Origin of the sequence: Chitinolyticbacter meiyuanensis, assembly GCF_008033135.1 — a bacterium.
Lineage (GTDB): Bacteria > Pseudomonadota > Gammaproteobacteria > Burkholderiales > Chitinibacteraceae > Chitinolyticbacter > Chitinolyticbacter meiyuanensis.
On sequence record NZ_CP041335.1, the window covers coordinates 1,891,856 to 1,908,190 of the forward strand.

The 16,335-nt window shown below is 66.2% G+C and carries 17 protein-coding genes; 2 read left to right on the forward strand and 15 right to left on the reverse strand.

Annotated elements, in window-relative coordinates:
• Window positions 1–24: 24 nt before the first annotated feature.
• From FLM21_RS09150 to FLM21_RS09180, 7 genes are read right to left on the reverse strand one after another with little or no spacing between them, the layout of a single operon-like run.
• Complete coding sequence (locus FLM21_RS09150) at window positions 25–516, reverse strand: YbjN domain-containing protein (RefSeq protein ID WP_148715274.1); 492 nt, start codon at window positions 514–516, stop codon at window positions 25–27.
• Between the two features lie 8 nt (window positions 517–524).
• A complete protein-coding gene (locus tag FLM21_RS09155) occupies window positions 525–1,181 on the reverse strand; it encodes a DNA repair protein (RefSeq protein ID WP_148715275.1) in 657 nt (218 codons plus the stop codon).
• A gap of 2 nt (window positions 1,182–1,183) precedes the next feature.
• Complete coding sequence (locus tag FLM21_RS09160) at window positions 1,184–2,923, reverse strand: putative porin (protein ID WP_222846802.1); 1,740 nt, start codon at window positions 2,921–2,923, stop codon at window positions 1,184–1,186.
• A gap of 35 nt (window positions 2,924–2,958) precedes the next feature.
• The gene (locus FLM21_RS09165; protein WP_222846803.1) at window positions 2,959–3,651 is read right to left on the reverse strand and encodes an energy transducer TonB family protein; all 693 of its coding nucleotides are present in this window, start codon (window positions 3,649–3,651) and stop codon (window positions 2,959–2,961) included.
• Complete coding sequence (locus FLM21_RS09170) at window positions 3,651–4,091, reverse strand: ExbD/TolR family protein (protein WP_148715276.1); 441 nt, start codon at window positions 4,089–4,091, stop codon at window positions 3,651–3,653. The genes FLM21_RS09165 and FLM21_RS09170 overlap by 1 nt, the downstream gene beginning before the upstream one ends.
• Before the next feature lie 7 nt (window positions 4,092–4,098).
• Window positions 4,099–5,925 carry a DUF2341 domain-containing protein gene (locus FLM21_RS09175; RefSeq protein ID WP_148715277.1) on the reverse strand — a complete coding sequence of 609 codons (1,827 nt, stop codon included), beginning with the start codon at window positions 5,923–5,925 and terminating at the stop codon, window positions 4,099–4,101.
• Between the two features lie 25 nt (window positions 5,926–5,950).
• Entirely contained in the window at window positions 5,951–7,495 is a 1,545-nt protein-coding gene (locus FLM21_RS09180) for a ShlB/FhaC/HecB family hemolysin secretion/activation protein (protein ID WP_222846804.1), read from the reverse strand.
• 365 nt (window positions 7,496–7,860) lie between these two features.
• Here FLM21_RS09180 and FLM21_RS09185 point away from each other — a divergent pair, with 365 nt between their 5' ends.
• A complete protein-coding gene (locus FLM21_RS09185) occupies window positions 7,861–8,250 on the forward strand; it encodes a hypothetical protein (protein WP_148715279.1) in 390 nt (129 codons plus the stop codon).
• A gap of 258 nt (window positions 8,251–8,508) precedes the next feature.
• The gene (locus FLM21_RS09190; RefSeq protein ID WP_148715280.1) at window positions 8,509–9,078 is read left to right on the forward strand and encodes a PEP-CTERM sorting domain-containing protein; all 570 of its coding nucleotides are present in this window, start codon (window positions 8,509–8,511) and stop codon (window positions 9,076–9,078) included.
• A gap of 65 nt (window positions 9,079–9,143) precedes the next feature.
• Here the strand turns inward: FLM21_RS09190 and FLM21_RS09195 are convergent, their stop codons facing one another.
• The 8 genes from FLM21_RS09195 to FLM21_RS09230 all read right to left on the reverse strand — a co-directional run bounded on the left by FLM21_RS09195 (window position 9,144) and on the right by FLM21_RS09230 (window position 16,334).
• The gene (locus FLM21_RS09195; protein WP_222846805.1) at window positions 9,144–9,806 is read right to left on the reverse strand and encodes a phosphoglycolate phosphatase; all 663 of its coding nucleotides are present in this window, start codon (window positions 9,804–9,806) and stop codon (window positions 9,144–9,146) included.
• Between the two features lie 75 nt (window positions 9,807–9,881).
• Entirely contained in the window at window positions 9,882–10,316 is a 435-nt protein-coding gene (locus FLM21_RS09200; RefSeq protein ID WP_148715282.1) for a hypothetical protein, read from the reverse strand.
• The gene (locus tag FLM21_RS09205; protein WP_148715283.1) at window positions 10,307–11,644 is read right to left on the reverse strand and encodes a phosphatase PAP2/dual specificity phosphatase family protein; all 1,338 of its coding nucleotides are present in this window, start codon (window positions 11,642–11,644) and stop codon (window positions 10,307–10,309) included. Before FLM21_RS09205 ends, FLM21_RS09200 begins: the two co-directional genes overlap by 10 nt.
• Window positions 11,622–12,740, reverse strand: a complete 1,119-nt coding sequence (locus tag FLM21_RS09210) for a hypothetical protein (protein ID WP_148715284.1) — start codon at window positions 12,738–12,740, stop codon at window positions 11,622–11,624. Before FLM21_RS09210 ends, FLM21_RS09205 begins: the two co-directional genes overlap by 23 nt.
• A 17-nt stretch (window positions 12,741–12,757) precedes the next feature.
• The gene (locus tag FLM21_RS09215) at window positions 12,758–13,240 is read right to left on the reverse strand and encodes a hypothetical protein (protein ID WP_148715285.1); all 483 of its coding nucleotides are present in this window, start codon (window positions 13,238–13,240) and stop codon (window positions 12,758–12,760) included.
• Window positions 13,241–13,317: 77 nt separating this feature from the next.
• The gene (locus tag FLM21_RS09220; RefSeq protein WP_148715286.1) at window positions 13,318–13,827 is read right to left on the reverse strand and encodes a hypothetical protein; all 510 of its coding nucleotides are present in this window, start codon (window positions 13,825–13,827) and stop codon (window positions 13,318–13,320) included.
• Between the two features lie 25 nt (window positions 13,828–13,852).
• Window positions 13,853–15,646 (reverse strand): bifunctional alpha/beta hydrolase/class I SAM-dependent methyltransferase, encoded by a 1,794-nt coding sequence (locus FLM21_RS09225; RefSeq protein WP_148715287.1) that lies wholly within the window; start codon window positions 15,644–15,646, stop codon window positions 13,853–13,855.
• Window positions 15,633–16,334: a lysophospholipid acyltransferase family protein gene (locus tag FLM21_RS09230; protein WP_148715288.1), complete on the reverse strand. Its 702-nt coding sequence runs from the start codon at window positions 16,332–16,334 to the stop codon at window positions 15,633–15,635. Before FLM21_RS09230 ends, FLM21_RS09225 begins: the two co-directional genes overlap by 14 nt.
• Window position 16,335: the final 1 nt, after the last annotated feature.

Genomic DNA, 16,335 nt, shown 5'->3' on the forward strand with positions numbered 1-16,335 from the left:
AGGTCCTGCAACAGGTGGGGGCGATCAGGCGGCTTGGGCTTCGGTGGCGAGCGGGGCGCGGCTGCGCAGGAACAGGAAGAACTCCTGCATCAGCTGGTCCCACAGCTGCAGCGTGGCGACGAGTTGCGCCCGCCCCACCGCGATGGTGAGCACATCCCAGCGCAGCGCGAGGTAGGGGCCGTCATTCCCCTGCAGCACCGCCAGCCGGGCAAAGCGGCGTTCGATGTTCCAGCCGGCAACAGCGGCTTCCAGCCACGCCGGCAAGGCACTGCCGGGATCGATCCCGTCGATGCGCGGCGCGTAGACCAGCGACAGGTCGCCGTATTGCGCCTCCTGCGGCGAACCGGGCTGCGGGTTGCCAAAATGCACGGTGAAGACCGCGCCGTGCAGCGCACTGCCGATCATGGGCTGGCCGTTGGCGCTGCCGATTTCGGCGCGGCAGCCGAGATCGGCCAGCAATTGGGCGACAACGGCGGGGGTGACGCTGGCAATCTGGGAGGGGGCGTGTTCGGTCATGGCGATCATCACGGGCTGGGTAGGGGAGTGGTTGCACTGGCGGCGGCCGGTGCCTGACGGGGATCGAAGCGGGCTTCGTACAACTGGTCGCCAAAGGCCTGCGCGGCTTCTTCCAGCCGCACCCGCGAGCGGTCGGCAAACGGTTGGCGCGCGGCCAGCACGGTGTCGAAGTCGATGCGCTCATAGGCGGCGAGGATGTCCTTGCCCACCGCGTAGAGCCGGGCATTGCGCGCGGTGCAGGCATCAAGCTGGGCAACACGCTGCGTGACTTCGCCCTGCAGCCGTGCCTGTTCCTGCCGACCCGCCTGGCTGTCCTGTTGCTGGCGGCCGGCTTCGGCCTTGAGGGTGTCGCGCTCGCTGCGCACGCGTTCCAGTTCGGCCTGCGCGTCGCGCGCGGCCGCCTGGGCTTGGCGCGCCGCGGCGCGATCGGCCTGGTTCGCCGGCGCGGCAGAGCGCTTGGCCAGCTCGGCCCGGGCTGCATCGCGTGCCTGTTCGGCGGCGGCCTTGTCGGCGAGCAGCCGGGCCTGTTCGGCCTGCAGCTGGGCCAGCTGGGCGGAGGTGGCGCGCAATTGGGCACGCAGCCGCTCCTCCATGCTGTCGGCGTGGCAGGGGTTCGCCAGCAACAGGGCGAGCAGTGGGATTGCTAGGGGCAGGGCGGCACGCATGATCAGAACTGCCCGTTCAGTTCGAGCTGCAGCACATCGATCGACAGCGGCGGGCCGTATACCTCCTGCGCCGACAGCCAGCGGCCCTGCAGCCATACCGATTTGTCGATGGCGTAGGCGCCGCCCAGGTAGTAGCCCTTGGCATTGGTGCCGCCTAGATGGAAGTCCGGATCGTTGTAGCCGTCCGGCATCGCATCGGGCTCGATATAGCGGTAGCCGACGACAATGTTCCACTCGCGCGGTTGCTGCAGCACCGGCTTGCCCAGCGTGGCCTGCAGCTGGATCGCGTCGGCGCCGCTCTTGATGTTGCCGTCGCCATCGAGGTTGTTGACGATGCCGCCTTGCGCCTGGCTTGCCATCCGGTCGGCGTCGTAGTCCAGGTTGTGCACGTACTCGCCTTCGAGCTTGAGCCCGGTGCCGCCGAACACCTGCGTTTCCCACTGCAGATTCAGGTCCAGCAGGTTGAAGTCCGAGGCCAGCCCCACGTATTGCGGCTGTGGCGTGCCGAGCGGATCGGCCGGGTTGAGCACGACATTGCGCAACAGCATCAGCGTGTTGCCCTTCTGCATGAAGGCCGGGCGCGACCAGTCGGTGCTGCATTCGGTCTGGCCCAGGTACAGCGGGCACGGGTCCGACAACTGGCCGCGCACGTTGTTGAAGTCGTACCACGCCAGCGCGCCGCGCAGCCGGTTGCGGTTGTCCAGCTTCCATTCGCCGCCGATCTGCGCGCCATACAGCCATTTGTCGTGGCTGGAGGATTTGTCCTGGCTGCTGCTGGGGAAGCTGTCGCTGCTGTATTCGAGCGGCATCACACCCAGCGTGCCGAACAGCGTGAAATTCGGATTCAGCGGGTAACGGCCCTGCGCGGCCAGGCCGTCGAAGGCCAAGTCGCTGGCGAACAGCAGCGGCGTGGAAAGGTAGGGGTTGGCCATGCGGCCGGCGGTGAAAGCGAACTTGTCGTTGGGGCGGTAGGTGATCCAGCCCTGGTCCAGCCACAGGTCCTTCTTGCTCATGCCGCCGCCCAGCAGCTGGCTGGTCGACACCGGGTTGTTGTCGTTGCCGGTGGCCAGCCGCAAGCCGGCCTGGAACTGCTCGGAGATCTGCGCGTTCACGCCAAGGCGGGCGCGCAGCTTGAGCTGGTTGTCGCGATCCTCGCGGGTGTTGAGGAACGGCGGGTTGCGCGGATTGGTGCTGACATTCACGTCGTACGGCCCGTTGCGGTTCAGCGCGGCGAAATCGATTTCCTGGTTGCTGTTGCCGTTCGAATAGAACTGGAACTGGTCACGCACCCGGATATCGCCATAGAAGGTAAATCGGTTCACCCAGTTCGGCAGCGGATCGGGCTTGGCCCAGCCGTCGGCCTTGGCCTGGGCCAGCACCTGGTCGCGTGCGTTGGCGGCGATGTCGTCCTGCACTGCCTGCGGCACGTAGCGCACGTGTACGTCGCCCTTGGCGGCTCCTGCGCCTGCGGCGGCGGCACCGGCCACTGCGCCAGCGGCTGCCGGTGCCGCTGCGGCGCTGCGGGCGGCACCCGCTTCGGCTTCGGCCTGGGCGATCAGTGTGTCGGCCTCGGCCTGGGTGATCAGGCCGCGCTGCACCATCAGCCGGATCAGGTTCATCACCGCGTTCTCGCTGGGCGCCGGCGCGGCATGGGCGGGCAGGGCGATGGCGGCGGCCAGCAAGGCGGCTGCGACGGGGCGGATGCGCCACCGGGCGGTCGTCGTGGCGGATGAGGACATCATTGCGAGCTCCCTGGTTGTGATCTTGTGTTCATGGGTCATCCCGGTCGCCGGCCACTGATGGCCACGCGGGCGGGGAAGTGCTGGCTGGCCGAGGGCCGCTCGTCCAGCTGGCCGATGTCGCGCAGCGTCGCCAGCACCGCGGCGTCGGTATCCGGATTGCCGCTGGAGCTGACCAGTCGCGCATCGGTGAGGCGGCCCTGGGCGTCGAGCCAGATATCCACCTGCAGGCGGAACACCAGCCGGCGGGTGCGTTCGTCCGACTGCAGGCGGCGCTGCAGCGCATAGCTCAGGTACTGGCCGTAGGTGGCATTGCCTCCGGTGCCGCCGTTGCCAGTACCGCCCATGCCGCCACCGCTGCCCGCACCGATGTTGAAGCCGTCGTTGCCGGCCTGGCCGGCGGCATCCATCGTCATCGGCTGCGCTGCATCGTTGGCGGGCTTGGGGGCGTCGTCTGGCTTGGGGGCATCGAGCGGCTTGGGGGCCACCTCGGGGACCTCCTGCTCCGGCTGCGTCTCCTCGGGCGGCTGTTCCTCCGGCGGTGGTGGCGTCGGTTGCGGTGGCAGCGGCACGATGGTGGAGAGCGTCGGCGCCTCGCGGCGCATGCCGCTCTGGTCGTGGGCGAAATGCCAGACCAGCCAGCCCAGCAGTGCCAGCACCAGCACGCCGAGCAACGGCCCGAACCAGCGCGGCAGGCCGGTGCGGGTGAGCGCCATCGCCGCTGCGCTCATCACTGTGCTCCTGCCTGAGCGGTGGTGGGCTTGCCGGTGACAAGGCCCACCTGGCTCAGCTCCAGCTTGCGCAACAGGTCGAGCACCTCGATCACCTTGCGGTACTGCACGCTGGCATCGCCGCGCACGATCACCGGGAAATCGGGCTTGACCGCTTTCTCGGTACGCAGCCGGCTCTCCAGCTCGTCAAGCGTGACCGGGTAGGCGTCGAGGAACAGCTGGCCGGCATCGTTGATCGAGATCGATTTGGTCTGCGATTCGGACAGCGCCACGCTGGCGCTCGCCTTGGGCAGGTCGACGCGGATGCCGGCGATCTGCGCGGTGGCGGTGAGGATGAACATCACCAGTACCACCATCAGCACATCGACCAGCGGGGTGATGTTGATGCTGTCGACGGCGGCGTCTTCGTCGTCGTCATGGGTCGAGGTCGTCAGGGCCATGGCGTGCTCACATCACCGGCTGCGGGCGCGATTTGGGCATGGGCGAGCCCACGGCAGCGCCGGCACCATGCTGTGCTGGCGGCGGTGCATAGGCCGGGCCGTCGTCGCCATGCAGCTCGGCCAGCCGGCTGACGAACTCGTCGACGAACACCCGCATGTCGGCGATGGCGCCCTTGTTGCGGTTGACGAGGTGGTTGTAGCCGAACAGCGCCGGGATCGCGACGAACAGGCCCATGGCGGTGGCGAGCAGCGCCGCCGCCATGCCGGGCGCCACGGCATTGATGTTCACGTCGCCGGCCATGGCGGCTTGGGCGAACACCAGCATGATGCCGATCACGGTACCCAACAGGCCGATGTAGGGGCCGCCAGCAATGGCATTGGACAGCCCGCCGAGGTTGCTGCCGAGCTTGAGGTTCTCACGGGTGCGCGCGGCATCCATCGACACCCGGATCGCCTCGATGGTCGCGGTCGAGATGACGCGGGTATCGGCGCCCTGGTTGCGGCGGGCGCGGATCTCCTTGATCGCCACCTCGTAGAGCCGCCACAGCGAGGCCTCGCCATGGGTGGCGGCGGCGCCGGCCTCGTCGGCCAAGAGTTCCAGCCGGGTGCCGATCTGGGCGAAGCGCTCGCGGAACGCCAGGTTGGCGCGGTTCAGCCGGCCGACATAGCGATTCTTCTGCACCATCACGTACCACGAGTGCACGGCCATCAGCGCGAGGATGGCGATGATGATCCAGGCATCGACCGGCACCGACTTGAAGATGAAGCCGAACGGGCCGAAGCCGACGCCGGAGGCTTGCTCGTCCACGCCATAGCTGACGAACTTGCTCTCGGCACCCTGGGCCAGCGCATCGGCCTGGATGGCGAGCGCAGGGCGGGTGACGCGTGACAGCCGCACCTCGTCGAGCGCACCGCGGAAATTGGCGCCGGCTTCGTCGATATCGCCGCCGAGCGCCGCCGGGCCGTTGAGCGCGGGCAGCGCGGCGGCGAGCTGCGCTGCCGGCTTGCCAGCCACGTAGAGCGTGAGCTGGCCATTGCCGGCGGTGACGGCCAGGTGCTGCCACTGGCCGGCCGCCAGCGGCTGGCCGGCGCTGGCCTCGCTGCCATTCACCGACACGTAGGGCTTGCCTTCGCGCAGGCCGATCAGCAGCGACTGGTTGGCGGCCCGGCGCGCGTAGATCAGCTGGTTGCCGCTGGCTTCCTCCCTGCGCACCCAGCTGCTGAAGCTGAAGCTGCCGCCAGCGCTGGTGGCCAGGGCCGCAGTGGCTGGCACGGTGACGCGCTGACCGCCGAACAGCGCGGCCTTGGCGATCACGCCGTCGATGCGGCCCGCCGGCACGCCCTGGCCGGCATGACCGTAGCCGGTGGCATCGCGCGGTGCGCCGTCGGCCTCGTCGAAGTGATAGACCAGCGTGTAGTCGGCATCGAACACCTGCTTGCCGCTGCTGGTGGCCGGTGCCTTCGGGTTGCCGTAGTAGAGCCAGAGGTCCCGGCGCTGGCCACCAGCCACGTCCGGCAGGTCCACCCACAGGTAGGCCACGCCGAGCAGCGGATCGAAATGCTCGATCTGGTAGTTGAGCACCGTCTTGTCGTCGGCAGCGACGAGGCGGATGTCGCGGCCATCGTCGGCGATGCCGTCGAAATTGAAATTGCCGGTATGCAGACGTAGCAGCACCGGGGTGCGGCCCAGCGCCTGGGGCAGGTTGGCGCCTTGTAGCGTGGTGTCGATGGCCACCGCCTTGCGGTAGCTCCAGTCGGCGTTCCACCAGGCGGCTGCCTGGCTGCTTAGCAGCGCGCCCGCCAGGGCCAGCAGGCCGATCAGGGATTTGTTCACGTCAGACCTCGTTGGGAAGGCATCGTTAGAAACTGGCGCGCACGTCGATATGCAGTCGACTGTCGTGCCGCTCGGTGTTGGGGCCGTCGCGCAGTGCCCAGGCCCAGTCCACGTTGCCGGTCAGGTAGCGGAACAACTGGAAGCGCGTGCCGATGCCGACGCTGGCGAGGCTGAAGTCGTCCTGTTGCTCGGGCAGCGGATCGATCAGGTAGACGGCGCCGATATCGGCGAAGCCGTAGAAGCGCAGCTCGTCGACCGCTTCGCCGAGCCGGGCCGACAGCGTTGGCGTGCGGGCTTCGAAGCTGGCACGACCGCCGTAGTCGCCGGTGGCCTCGGCCGAGAGATAGCCACGCACGCTGCTGGCGCCGCCGATGGCGAACTGCTCGTTGCTGACGAGTGGGCCGGACGCGGCCTGCAGATTGACCCTGGTGCCGAGCTCCCAGCCGCCGGCGAAGGTGTCGGTGCGGCTGAAGTCGGCCTTGAAGACAAGGAAATTGGGCGATGCGTTGTAGCGCTGGGCATCGAACTCGTCCCAGCCGCTACCGTAGCCGAACAGTTCCTTCGCGCCGGCAGTCAGGCCGAGGCCAAGCGTGGTCTGTGCCGCCTCGCCCCAGTGCATGCCGTTGTACGACAGCACCAGCGGGGCATAGCGGATCGGCACCTGGTTGGCCTCGTCGCCGAAGTAGAGCCGCTGCTGGTAATCCTTGAAATCGATGCCGGCCGACAGCGTGTGGATCCAGCCATCGCTGCCCGGTGGGCGATAGAGGCCGGCGAAGCCGACGGTATGGCCGCGCCCGAGCACGTTGGTGCCGCCGAGCGTGGCCACCTCGCTGTCGGACTTGTAGCCGGACAGTTGCAGACTCCAGCGGCTATCCGGCAACGGTGCCAGATAGTTGCCGGACCAGACGCGTACCTGATCGTTGTCCTGCGGCGCCGAGTAATAGGTGAGCGAGAACGCGTGGCCGGCTTGCCACAGGTTGTCGTGCCCGACCGTGACCGAGGCGCGCCAGTGCTCGGTGTCGGCACTGTAATCGTTGTTCACGCCCACGCTGCCGCGCCACGGCGACTGGTCTTCCACCTTGAGTTCCAGGTCCAGCGTGCCCGGCAGTACGCCCGGCCGCAGCAACGGCACCACCTGCCGCCCCGCGGTCTGGTTGAGGGCCGTCAGTTGCTGCTGCGCGGCGTTGAAGTCCGGCACCTTGCCTTCGGCCAGTGCCGGCACCTGGTCGCGGATCAACAGCGGCGCCGTGTACTGCGCACCGGTGACGCGCACCCGGCCGATGGTCGATTCGCTCACTTCGAGCCGCACCACGCCGTCGACCACCCGTTGTGCGGGCACGTCGACCACCACTGACTGGAAGCCGCGTTCCTGGTAGACCTTGAGCAGCGCATCGCGTGCCGCATACACATCCTGCAGCGAGCGATCCGGCCCCATGTGTGGGTAGACCGCACGCTCGATCTCTTCGCTGCCGAGCACGGTGTTGCCGGATACCACGTACTCCAACACCTCGAAGCGATCCGGTACCGGCACTTCCGCCATGGCGGTGGTCGCGAGCAGTGCCAGCAGCATGCCGGAATACCACGATTTCAATTCAAATCCGATTTTTCTTACATAATCGATGCTGGAAAGCGCATTCCGCTGCGATGAATTGGAGTGGGCGGGAAAATGAGTAAGAATCGGCAACGGCCGAAAGGGATGCTGGCGTTGCCTGCTACAAATCGAATCGGTAATACGCATTTTGCTGATATTGTCCGGTGAACGCATCGGCGCGCATGTCGCTCTTGAAAATCTGCCGGATGGTGCATCAGCAAAATGACGTCTTTTTGACAAAACAAATGCAGACGTATATCGATCTAAACGGGTGCATCAGATTAAGCTGAATAATTCAGAATATTTGAATTTCAATGCCACAAGATATAGTGGAAACATGAAATATGGGCTGTTCATTGCAGAATCGGATTGCCCATCGCTACCTTGATGGAGCCGCCATGCCACCCGGTCTTACAAAGCTGCGCCGCGTTGTGCCTGCCATGCTGCTGGCGGCTTGCCACAGTCTTGCCTGGGCGGGCGACGGCTGCATCGACGTGGAGGTGGATGGCTACCGCGCGCTTTCGCTCGATTGCCTGAATGTGCTGCTGCAGCCGCCGCAAGCGCCGCTGCCGAACTTGTCCGACGCTTCGCCCGCCGTTCCGCCGCCCAATCGCCTCGGCTTGTATACCCGCGCCGCCACTGCGATTCAGCTTGGGCGCAATTTCGGAAAATCGGCATTCCCTGAAAGACCGCCACGCAACACTGGCTATTCCCCATTGCTGCAGAACCGTTGATCGCTGCCCGAAGGCAGGGGGGTGTCGCCATATCCCGGTGGGTGGCGTATTCATTGCCTTTGATTGCCGTGATCAACGCAATTCGATGAAGCCCGCGTTTCATTTGCATGCCATTCCGGTGAAATGACACTCGCTACGATGCTGGCATAGAAGAATTGTCATTATTCGCCGCAACAATCCGCTCGCCCGGCATAGACGGCGATCACCCCGGCTGGGCTATTTCCCGATCCCGATTCGATACAGCGAAAGGAAATCACCATGCTCAGCAAACATCTCGCCAGCGTGCTCGCAGTGCTCGCGCTGGCCAGCTCCTATTCCCAGGCGGCCCTGATCGATGCGCCGCTGCCTGGCAATGCCTACATCGTGCATAACGGCCTCAAGTGGGCCTGGGCCAGCCCGCTGCCCGCCGTGAGCGGCTGGGGAGAGGACTACGACCTCGACCTGTCGTATCAGGGTCAGTTCGGCTGGCGCCTGCCCACTGCCGCCGAGCTCGCACTGGCGCCGACCGCCCAGCAGTTCCTGTTCCGTGGCGCCAACGTGCCGCTGAACGACGCCGACCCGGTGAGCGGTGCCTATTTCACCAATGTGGACGAGAGCCTGACCGGTGCTGCGGCTTGCGCGGCACCTTACTTCACCAAGGCGCTGGCCAACTGCGATTGGCTTGATGGCGCTGGCCAGCCGGGCGGTGCCTGGGCCGGCCAGCTGGGGTCGAGCGACGTTGCCGACCAACTGGTGGTGCAGGCCGTGCCGGAACCGGAAACCTATGCATTGATGGGCCTGGGTGTGGTCGGGCTGATTGCTTCGCGTCGCCGTCGCCGCACACGCTGATCGGTGCAGCAGGCGTCACAACGCCCGCCAAATTGGCGGGCGTTGTATTTGATGTGATGACGGAATCAGCCTTCGACGAATTCGAGCAGCTCGGAGAAGAAGCGGATGATGCGGTCGGCCCCCAGCGTTTCGATGCCGTCGCCGTAGCCGTAATGCACCACCACGTTGGGGCAGCCGGCGGCCTTGGCCGCAAGGATGTCGTTCTTGGAGTCGCCCACCATCAGCATGTCGCCGACAGCCACGCCGAGGCGCTCGGCCACGTGCTGTAGCGGCAGTGGCGACGGCTTCTTCTCGGCCAGCGTGTCGCCCCCCACGATCACCTCGAAGCGCTCGGATACCCCCAGCTCGCGCAGCAGCGGCAGCGTGTAGCGCTCGGGCTTGTTGGTGACGACGGCGAGCGGAAAGCCCAGTTCGTGCAGCGCATGCAGCGTTTCCTGCACTTCCGGGTAGAAGCGGGTGGCTATGGTCAGGCCGGCCTTGTAGTGCTCGTCGAAGCGCGCCATGCCGGCTTGCTCCAGCTCGCTGCCAGTCCAGACCGCATCCGGGTCGCCATGCACGGTGCGGGCCACCAGGCTCATCGAGCCGTCGCCCACATAGCTTTTCACCACGTCTTCCGGCAGCGCCGGCAGCTTGAGATCGGCGCGCGCGGCATTGGCGGCGCGGGCGAGATCAGCGATGGAATCGACAAGGGTGCCGTCGAGATCGAAGGCGAAGGCGCGGATGGTCATGGGCTGGCGGGATGGGGATGGATCAGCCTGCATGATACGGGAGAAGCGCGGCGGCTGGCCGTGCCTGGCGGCAGGTCAGTACCAGATCGCCGCCAACAACGCTGCCAACCACAGCGTGAGCTGCAGCGCCAGAGCGACGGCGAACTGCCGGATCAGCCGCTGCGTGCCTTGCCAGCGCGAGGCCAGGCTGCGCACCGCTTCAGGTTCGGGTCCACCAAACAGCCGGGCCATCGCCGCATCGAACACCCGTGCGTCGGCCTCAGGGCGATAGAGCGTACGAAACAGCGCGGCGTCGAGCGCCAGCCGCGCCACGAAATACTGCACGGCGAGGCCCAGCAGCAGCACGCAAGCCATGGCGCCTTGCAGCCAGCCGTTGGCCAACGCCAGCAGCAACGCTGCGTGCAGCAGGATCGCCAGCGCCAGCCAGCCGAGTCGGCCGCAGCTTTCCAGCAGGGCGATCAGTGTGCCGCCGGCGGTGGGGTGGGCGAGGTCTGCATCGTTTAGCGGCATGCGGCGCTCCAGTTGAGTAGCGCCGCCTGGTGGCCCGGCTGCAGCACCACACCGGGATGGGCTTCGCGCAGGCGCTGCATGGCGCGTTCGACGTTCGGTTCCCCGCCATGTGCCGCCAGCCAGGCTGCGACGACGGCTGCGCTGCGCGACAAGCCCAGGGCGCAATGCACCAGCACCGGGCCATGCTGGCGCAATTCTTCCAGCGCGGCGACGGCACGGGTGAGTTCGTCGACGGTGGGCGGCAGCAGATCGAGCAAGGGCACGGCGCGATAGGCGAGCGACCAGGTGGCGCGGCTGCGCGGCAGCTCGGCGGCGAGATCGAGCACTGCGGCGTAGCCCTGCAGCGAGGCCTGGTCCGGCCAGCAACCCAGCGCCACGCCAGGGGCCACCTGGCTGCAGGCGGTGATGCGGCGCCGGTAGCACTGGAACGAAATCCAGGCGCCGAGCAGTTGCGGTGCTAGCAGCCACGCCGCCGCCAACGTGCTGCGGCCATCGCCGGTTTTCTGGAACACCGCAGGCCCCAGCCGGGCATAACCGAGCGCCACTAGCACCAGTGCCAAGGCCGGCCACACCGCCAGCCAGGCCCAGCCACCCCACGCCAGGGCAATGGCAGCGAACAACAGCCCACCTGCCAGATAGCGCAACGCCAGCGTGCGCGCCCGTGCAGGATCAGCCGGGCGCCAGCGCGGCCAGCCACGTGGCGGCATCGGCAGCACGTAACAGACCGCAACGCCCAGCGCGAGGCCGGTCGGGATGTCGAGCAAATGGTGTTGCCAGGTAGTCAGCACCGAAATACCGATCAGCACGCACCAGCCATGGATCAGCACATGCCAGCGTGGCGCCGCATGCGCGATCAGCCGCAGCCAGATCACATAGAGCAGCGCGATATGCAGCGACGGCGCCTGGTTGAACGGCTTGTCGAACATACCTAGCGCCGTGAACATCTGGCCGAACACGCCGGCGACTTCCGGCCTGTCCCAACCGAAGCGCAGCGGCCACAACACGAAGCAGAGCGACGCCAGTGCCGTGGTCAGCAAGAGCCTGCAGGCCTGAGTTCGCACCTCGGCCCGGCTGCTGCCGATCACGATGGAGATCGCATACATCACGTCGATCGACCAGTAGGGAACGATGGTCCACGGCCAGAACGGTATGCTGCCGCGCTCCCAGCCGAATGCCACGTTCCCAACCAGATGCGTCGGCATGCGCGCCGCGTACTCGTTGGCCTGGCCGTAGAGCAGGAAGAAGGTCGGACCGGCCAGGATCAGCCACAGCAGCCGGTAGCGCCAGCTCGGGCTGGTGGTGGCGTCAATGTTGTTTGAGGAAGTCATGACGGGATTCGGGGCGTAGGAAGGGCTGCATGCTGGCGTAGGGGATGGTGATGTCCATGTCGCCGGCTTGTGCCACATGCGGATATCTCAGGCCGACAACAACGCCGTCTGCATCGATGCCATTCAGGCTCAACCAGGGCATTGATTCGTTTTCGAGTTCCCCGAGAGGGCTCGTGCCGTAGCCTGTTTCCGCCGAGTGTTCCGTCGCAGCGAGGTGGCTGGCGACCAGTTTGCGAAACTCGGCTTGCTTGGCGCCATCGATCTGATAGACCTCGGTTCCCAGGTCGACTGATCGGCCGCTACGGCGATCGTAAACCTGCGCTGTCGATCCCGAGTTCGGATAGGCTCCGCCGCAGAAATAATCTTGCAGCGTTGTCACCGACAAATAACGGAGGCTGGCGTAGCGCAGGGTGTCGTGCTGTGCGTAGTCTGAGAGCCCAGATGGGGCACCGGCTTCGCATTGTTCGGCATCGCCAATCGCCTGCTGCAACTGCAGTCGCAGCAGGTCGTTGATCCGGGCGTCACCCGGCTGCTCCGGCTTGGCGAGCACAAAGCCTTCGATGCGCAACTTGCCGCGCTGCCAGTGTTGCGGTGCCACTATGGTGCCGGCCTTCCGCTGCATCTTGCTGGTGTGCAGTTTGCGAGCAGGACTCGTCGCAAGCAGCAGATCGAAGTCGGAGTGGATCTGCCCCCCGTCCTGCCGCCGTAATAGCGCTTTGATGTTTTTCGGCAAGCGCGCCGGTTCCAGCGTAATGGGTAGCCCCTGCTCGCCGGGCTGTTTCATCCAACGCCCCTGCCAGCCATTGCCTTGGCGTTGCAGTTGCCAGTACCCACTGATTGCGGCTTCCTCCGAGCTGGCCGGACCCCGGTATTCGGTCAGCAACACAGACTCACCCCCGCTCTTCAGCAATAGCACCTGGCCATGCGCGAGATAAGCGTATTGCCCCTCGCGGGGCTGCCCGTTGTCCTGCTCGAAGAGCTCCACCACGACCGCCTGCTTGCCAATAAGGCCACGATAGGTGGCGGCCTGTACGGCGGTAGACAGCGCAAAACCCAGCGCCAGGATGCAGAGCCAGAAGAGCGGGCGACTACGCATCGACTACGGGGCCAAGATCAGCACGCTTCGGCATGCAGTTGCAGCGCGCTGCAGACCGTCAGGTAGGCGGTGATTTCGCTGCGGCGTACCAGCACGCACTGCCAGGGTTCGTCTGCGTTGAGCGGCTGCCCGAGGCGGGCCAGCATGAATTGAGGGCCGAGATCCTGCTGGATCAACTGGATGGCCTTGTCTGCCTTCAGCCCGGTCAGTTCGTCTGGCTCCAGCGCCAGCCCGTCGTCGAAGCTCTCGCTGATCTGGGCGTAGAGCTCGTCGGGTTGTGGGGCGCAAAACAGCAAATCGGGCGGCAGCAGGTGCAGCAGCACCCATTGCCACAACGGCATGCCGGATTGTGCGGTGTAGCCGTACACGTCGTATTTGGCCTGGTAGTCGGCCGGGTTTTCGCGGGCAGCTTCGACGGCGGCGACGATGGGGCGTGCATCGTCGGCCTCCATGAAGCCAGCGGAAATCAGCGTGATCAGTTCGGAAATCGTTGCACTCATGAATTGCTCGTTGCGTAGGAATCAATCAAGCCCCGACAGCGCCGCTATCTTCGGCGCGCTGCGAGGAATGGTGCGCGTCAGACCACGGCGCTGGCAGTCAGCCCCAATGCGCTGCAGAGCTCGGTAAAGCGTTCCAGCCGGGTGCTGCGCACCAGCACGATCTGGCGGCGCGCATCGCTGCGCTGGGCGAAGTCGGCCGGGGTATAGGCCGGAGCCAGTGCACTACGCACCTGATGCCACGCGCCGGCGTCATCCAGCTCGGCCAGGGTGGCAGGAGACAGGTCGAGCTCGTCCTCGCCGAAGGCGTCGACGATGCTGGCGTAGAGCTCGGCTACCGTGCTGCCGCGGAACACCAGGCCGCCTTCCAGTTGCTCGAGCAGCACCCAATGCCACAGCGGCATGGCGTTGTCGCCATGCTGGGCCTTGAAGGTTGGATAGCCGCTGGTGGTGTCGACGGCGAGGTAGGCCTCGGCATCCGTCGCAGCCTTGCCGACTTCAGCGGTCATGGCGTCGAGGTCGGCGGTGTCCAGCCCGCCGTCGGCGAGGATTTCAAACAGTTCGTGGATCTGCTGTTGCTGCTGTTGCATTTGGGGGCTCCGGGTGAGCGGTGGTTCAGGCCGCCACGGTGCTGGGTATTGCCGTGCTTGGCAAGGCATCGTTGTGCTTGCGCCGCGCCAGCGATACCGTGAACACGCCCCATTCGTCGATACGCTGCACCAGCTTCTCGAAGCCGGCGGCTTCCACCAGCTGGTCCATTTCCTGTTGGGTACGGCGGCGCATCACCCAGGGCTGATGGCCGCGATGGCTGGTCAGCGAGCGGGCGATCAGTTCCAGCTGAGGATGCCACGGCTGGTTGGTGTAAACGAGATAGCCGCCGGCCGGTACCGCGTCCGCCAGTCCCTTGAGCGAGGCGAGGATGGGCGGGTTGTCCGGGAACAGCTCGTAGAGCCCGGAAACGATGGCGAGCGTGGGGCGCGGCGACAGGCTCGCGAGGCTGTCTCGATCGAACGCGTCGCCCTGCACGAAGCGCGCCTTGCCATCGAGGCCGCGCTCGGCGATCAGCCGGCCACCGGCCTCGACATTGATCGGGCTGTAGTCGCGCAGCAGGATGTGCTCGGCATCGGGAATGCGAGCGAGCGCATCGAGCACGTAGCGGCCGTGGCCGGCGGCGATGTCGACCACGCGAATCGCCGTGCCGGCCTCACGCAATGCGTCGGCCGCGGCGGTAATCAACTGTTCCAAGTGCTGTTTGCGCACGCGGATACCGCGCCAGCCCACGCTGTCTAGGTAGATCTTGTCGGCGAGCTTGCCCAGCGGCGTGGTGCCCTCGATCCGGTTGCGATACACGTAATCGAGCGTGCTGCCCGAATCGAAGCCGGTGTCGAAACCGAGCTTGATGCCGCGCGACAGACTGCCCAGCGTGCGCATGTTGAGGCGGGTGACGCCGTAGTACAGTGCCTTGGGCGACAAGGGGGAGAGCGGTTGCTGCAGGCCACGGTATTCGCTGGCGGTGTAGCCCTGGCGGTCGGCGGCGAGCAGGTCGGGCGCGGTCGGCGCGGCGGCGTAGAGCCGGTCGAGGAAGGCGCGGATCTGGTCGAAGGCGAGGTGTCTATCCTTCTCGCCCAGCGTGTCGTGGTAGAAGCCATCGAGCACGTGCTTTTCCTTCACCGTGCTGCCCAGCCGGTCGAAGAATTCGTGCTGCGGGCCATGGTGCACCACCCAGTCCGCGCCGGAGATCAACAGCTGCGTTGGCACGGTGATGGCGCCGGCATCAGCCACTACTCGGTCGGCGGCCTCGTACAGTGCCAGCAGGATGTGCGAGGCGATGGGCCGGGTGATCAGCGGGTCGCTCTCGTAGGAGGCGATGCGTTCCGGATCGTGGGTGAGGAACTTGGCCTTGACGTAGCTGTTGACGAAGAAGTTGCCGCGCAGCTTTTCCATCAGGCGCAAGCCGGGGCGCGCCAGCGGCACATAGAGCTTGACCTTGAACGCCGGCGAGGCGAGCACCATGCCGCGGATCTTGGGGGCGTAGTCGTGCACCCAGGTGGAGACCAGTACGGCGCCAACGCTCTGCGCGATCACTGTCACCGCATCCAGCGGCACGCCGGCAACGTCGGCGGCGTGGCGGACGAACTCGTCGACATCGCGCACCGAAGTGGCGAGGCTGGGGCTGAAGCCGCGCTCGCCCGGCGAGCGGCCGTGGCCGCGCGCATCCCAGGCGAACATCGGCACATCGGGCAGGTTCAGTTCATCGACCACATGCTGCAGCCGGCCCGAATGCTCGTGGCCGCGATGGAATAGCACGATGGCACGGGTCGGCTTGCTGCCTTCGGCGGCGGGCCAGTGGCGGTAGAACAGCGATTGTTGGTCGAAGGTCTGGAATTGGCGTTCTTCAGCGTGGCGCATGGGGAGTTCCTTTGGGTTCTTCAGCCAGCACGGCGGCCTTGCGCTGCAGGGCGGTGAAGCGGGCTTGCAATTCGGCCTTGAAGGCCGACTTGTCGTCCTGCCAGGGCAGGGGGCGGTCGACGTGGACATCGACGAAAAACGGCACCGGGATACGCGCGCCCTTGGCCATGGCACGGCCGAGGCCATGCATGAACACCGGCACGATGGGAATGTCGGGAAAGCGCCTTCCCAGGTACCACAGGCCGGATTTCAGCTCGGACATCTGCTCGGGCTCGCCGCGCGTACCCTCGGGGAATAACACCAGCACGCGGCCTGCTTCCAATGCGGCGTAGCAGTCTTCCAGCGGGTCGTTGCGCTTGCTGGCACCGCCGCGTACCACCGGGATGATGCCGATCACCCGGGTGGCGAACCACGCGAGCAGCCTGTGGCGCAGGAAATAATCGGCGGCGGCGGCCGGCTGCACGTTCAGCACCTTGGAGAGCGGGAACAGCGTGTACAGCGTGAGGATGTCGAGGTGGCTGTTGTGATTGGCCACCACGATGGCGGGGCCTTGGATCGGCAGCCGCTCGCGATGGCGCAACGTCAGCCCCAGCCACACCAGTACCACCGGCCAGGCCACGCCGACGATGAAGGTGAGCCGCAAGGCGTTGTGCCACAGGCGCGCAAGGGGCGAATTGGGGGTAGCCACG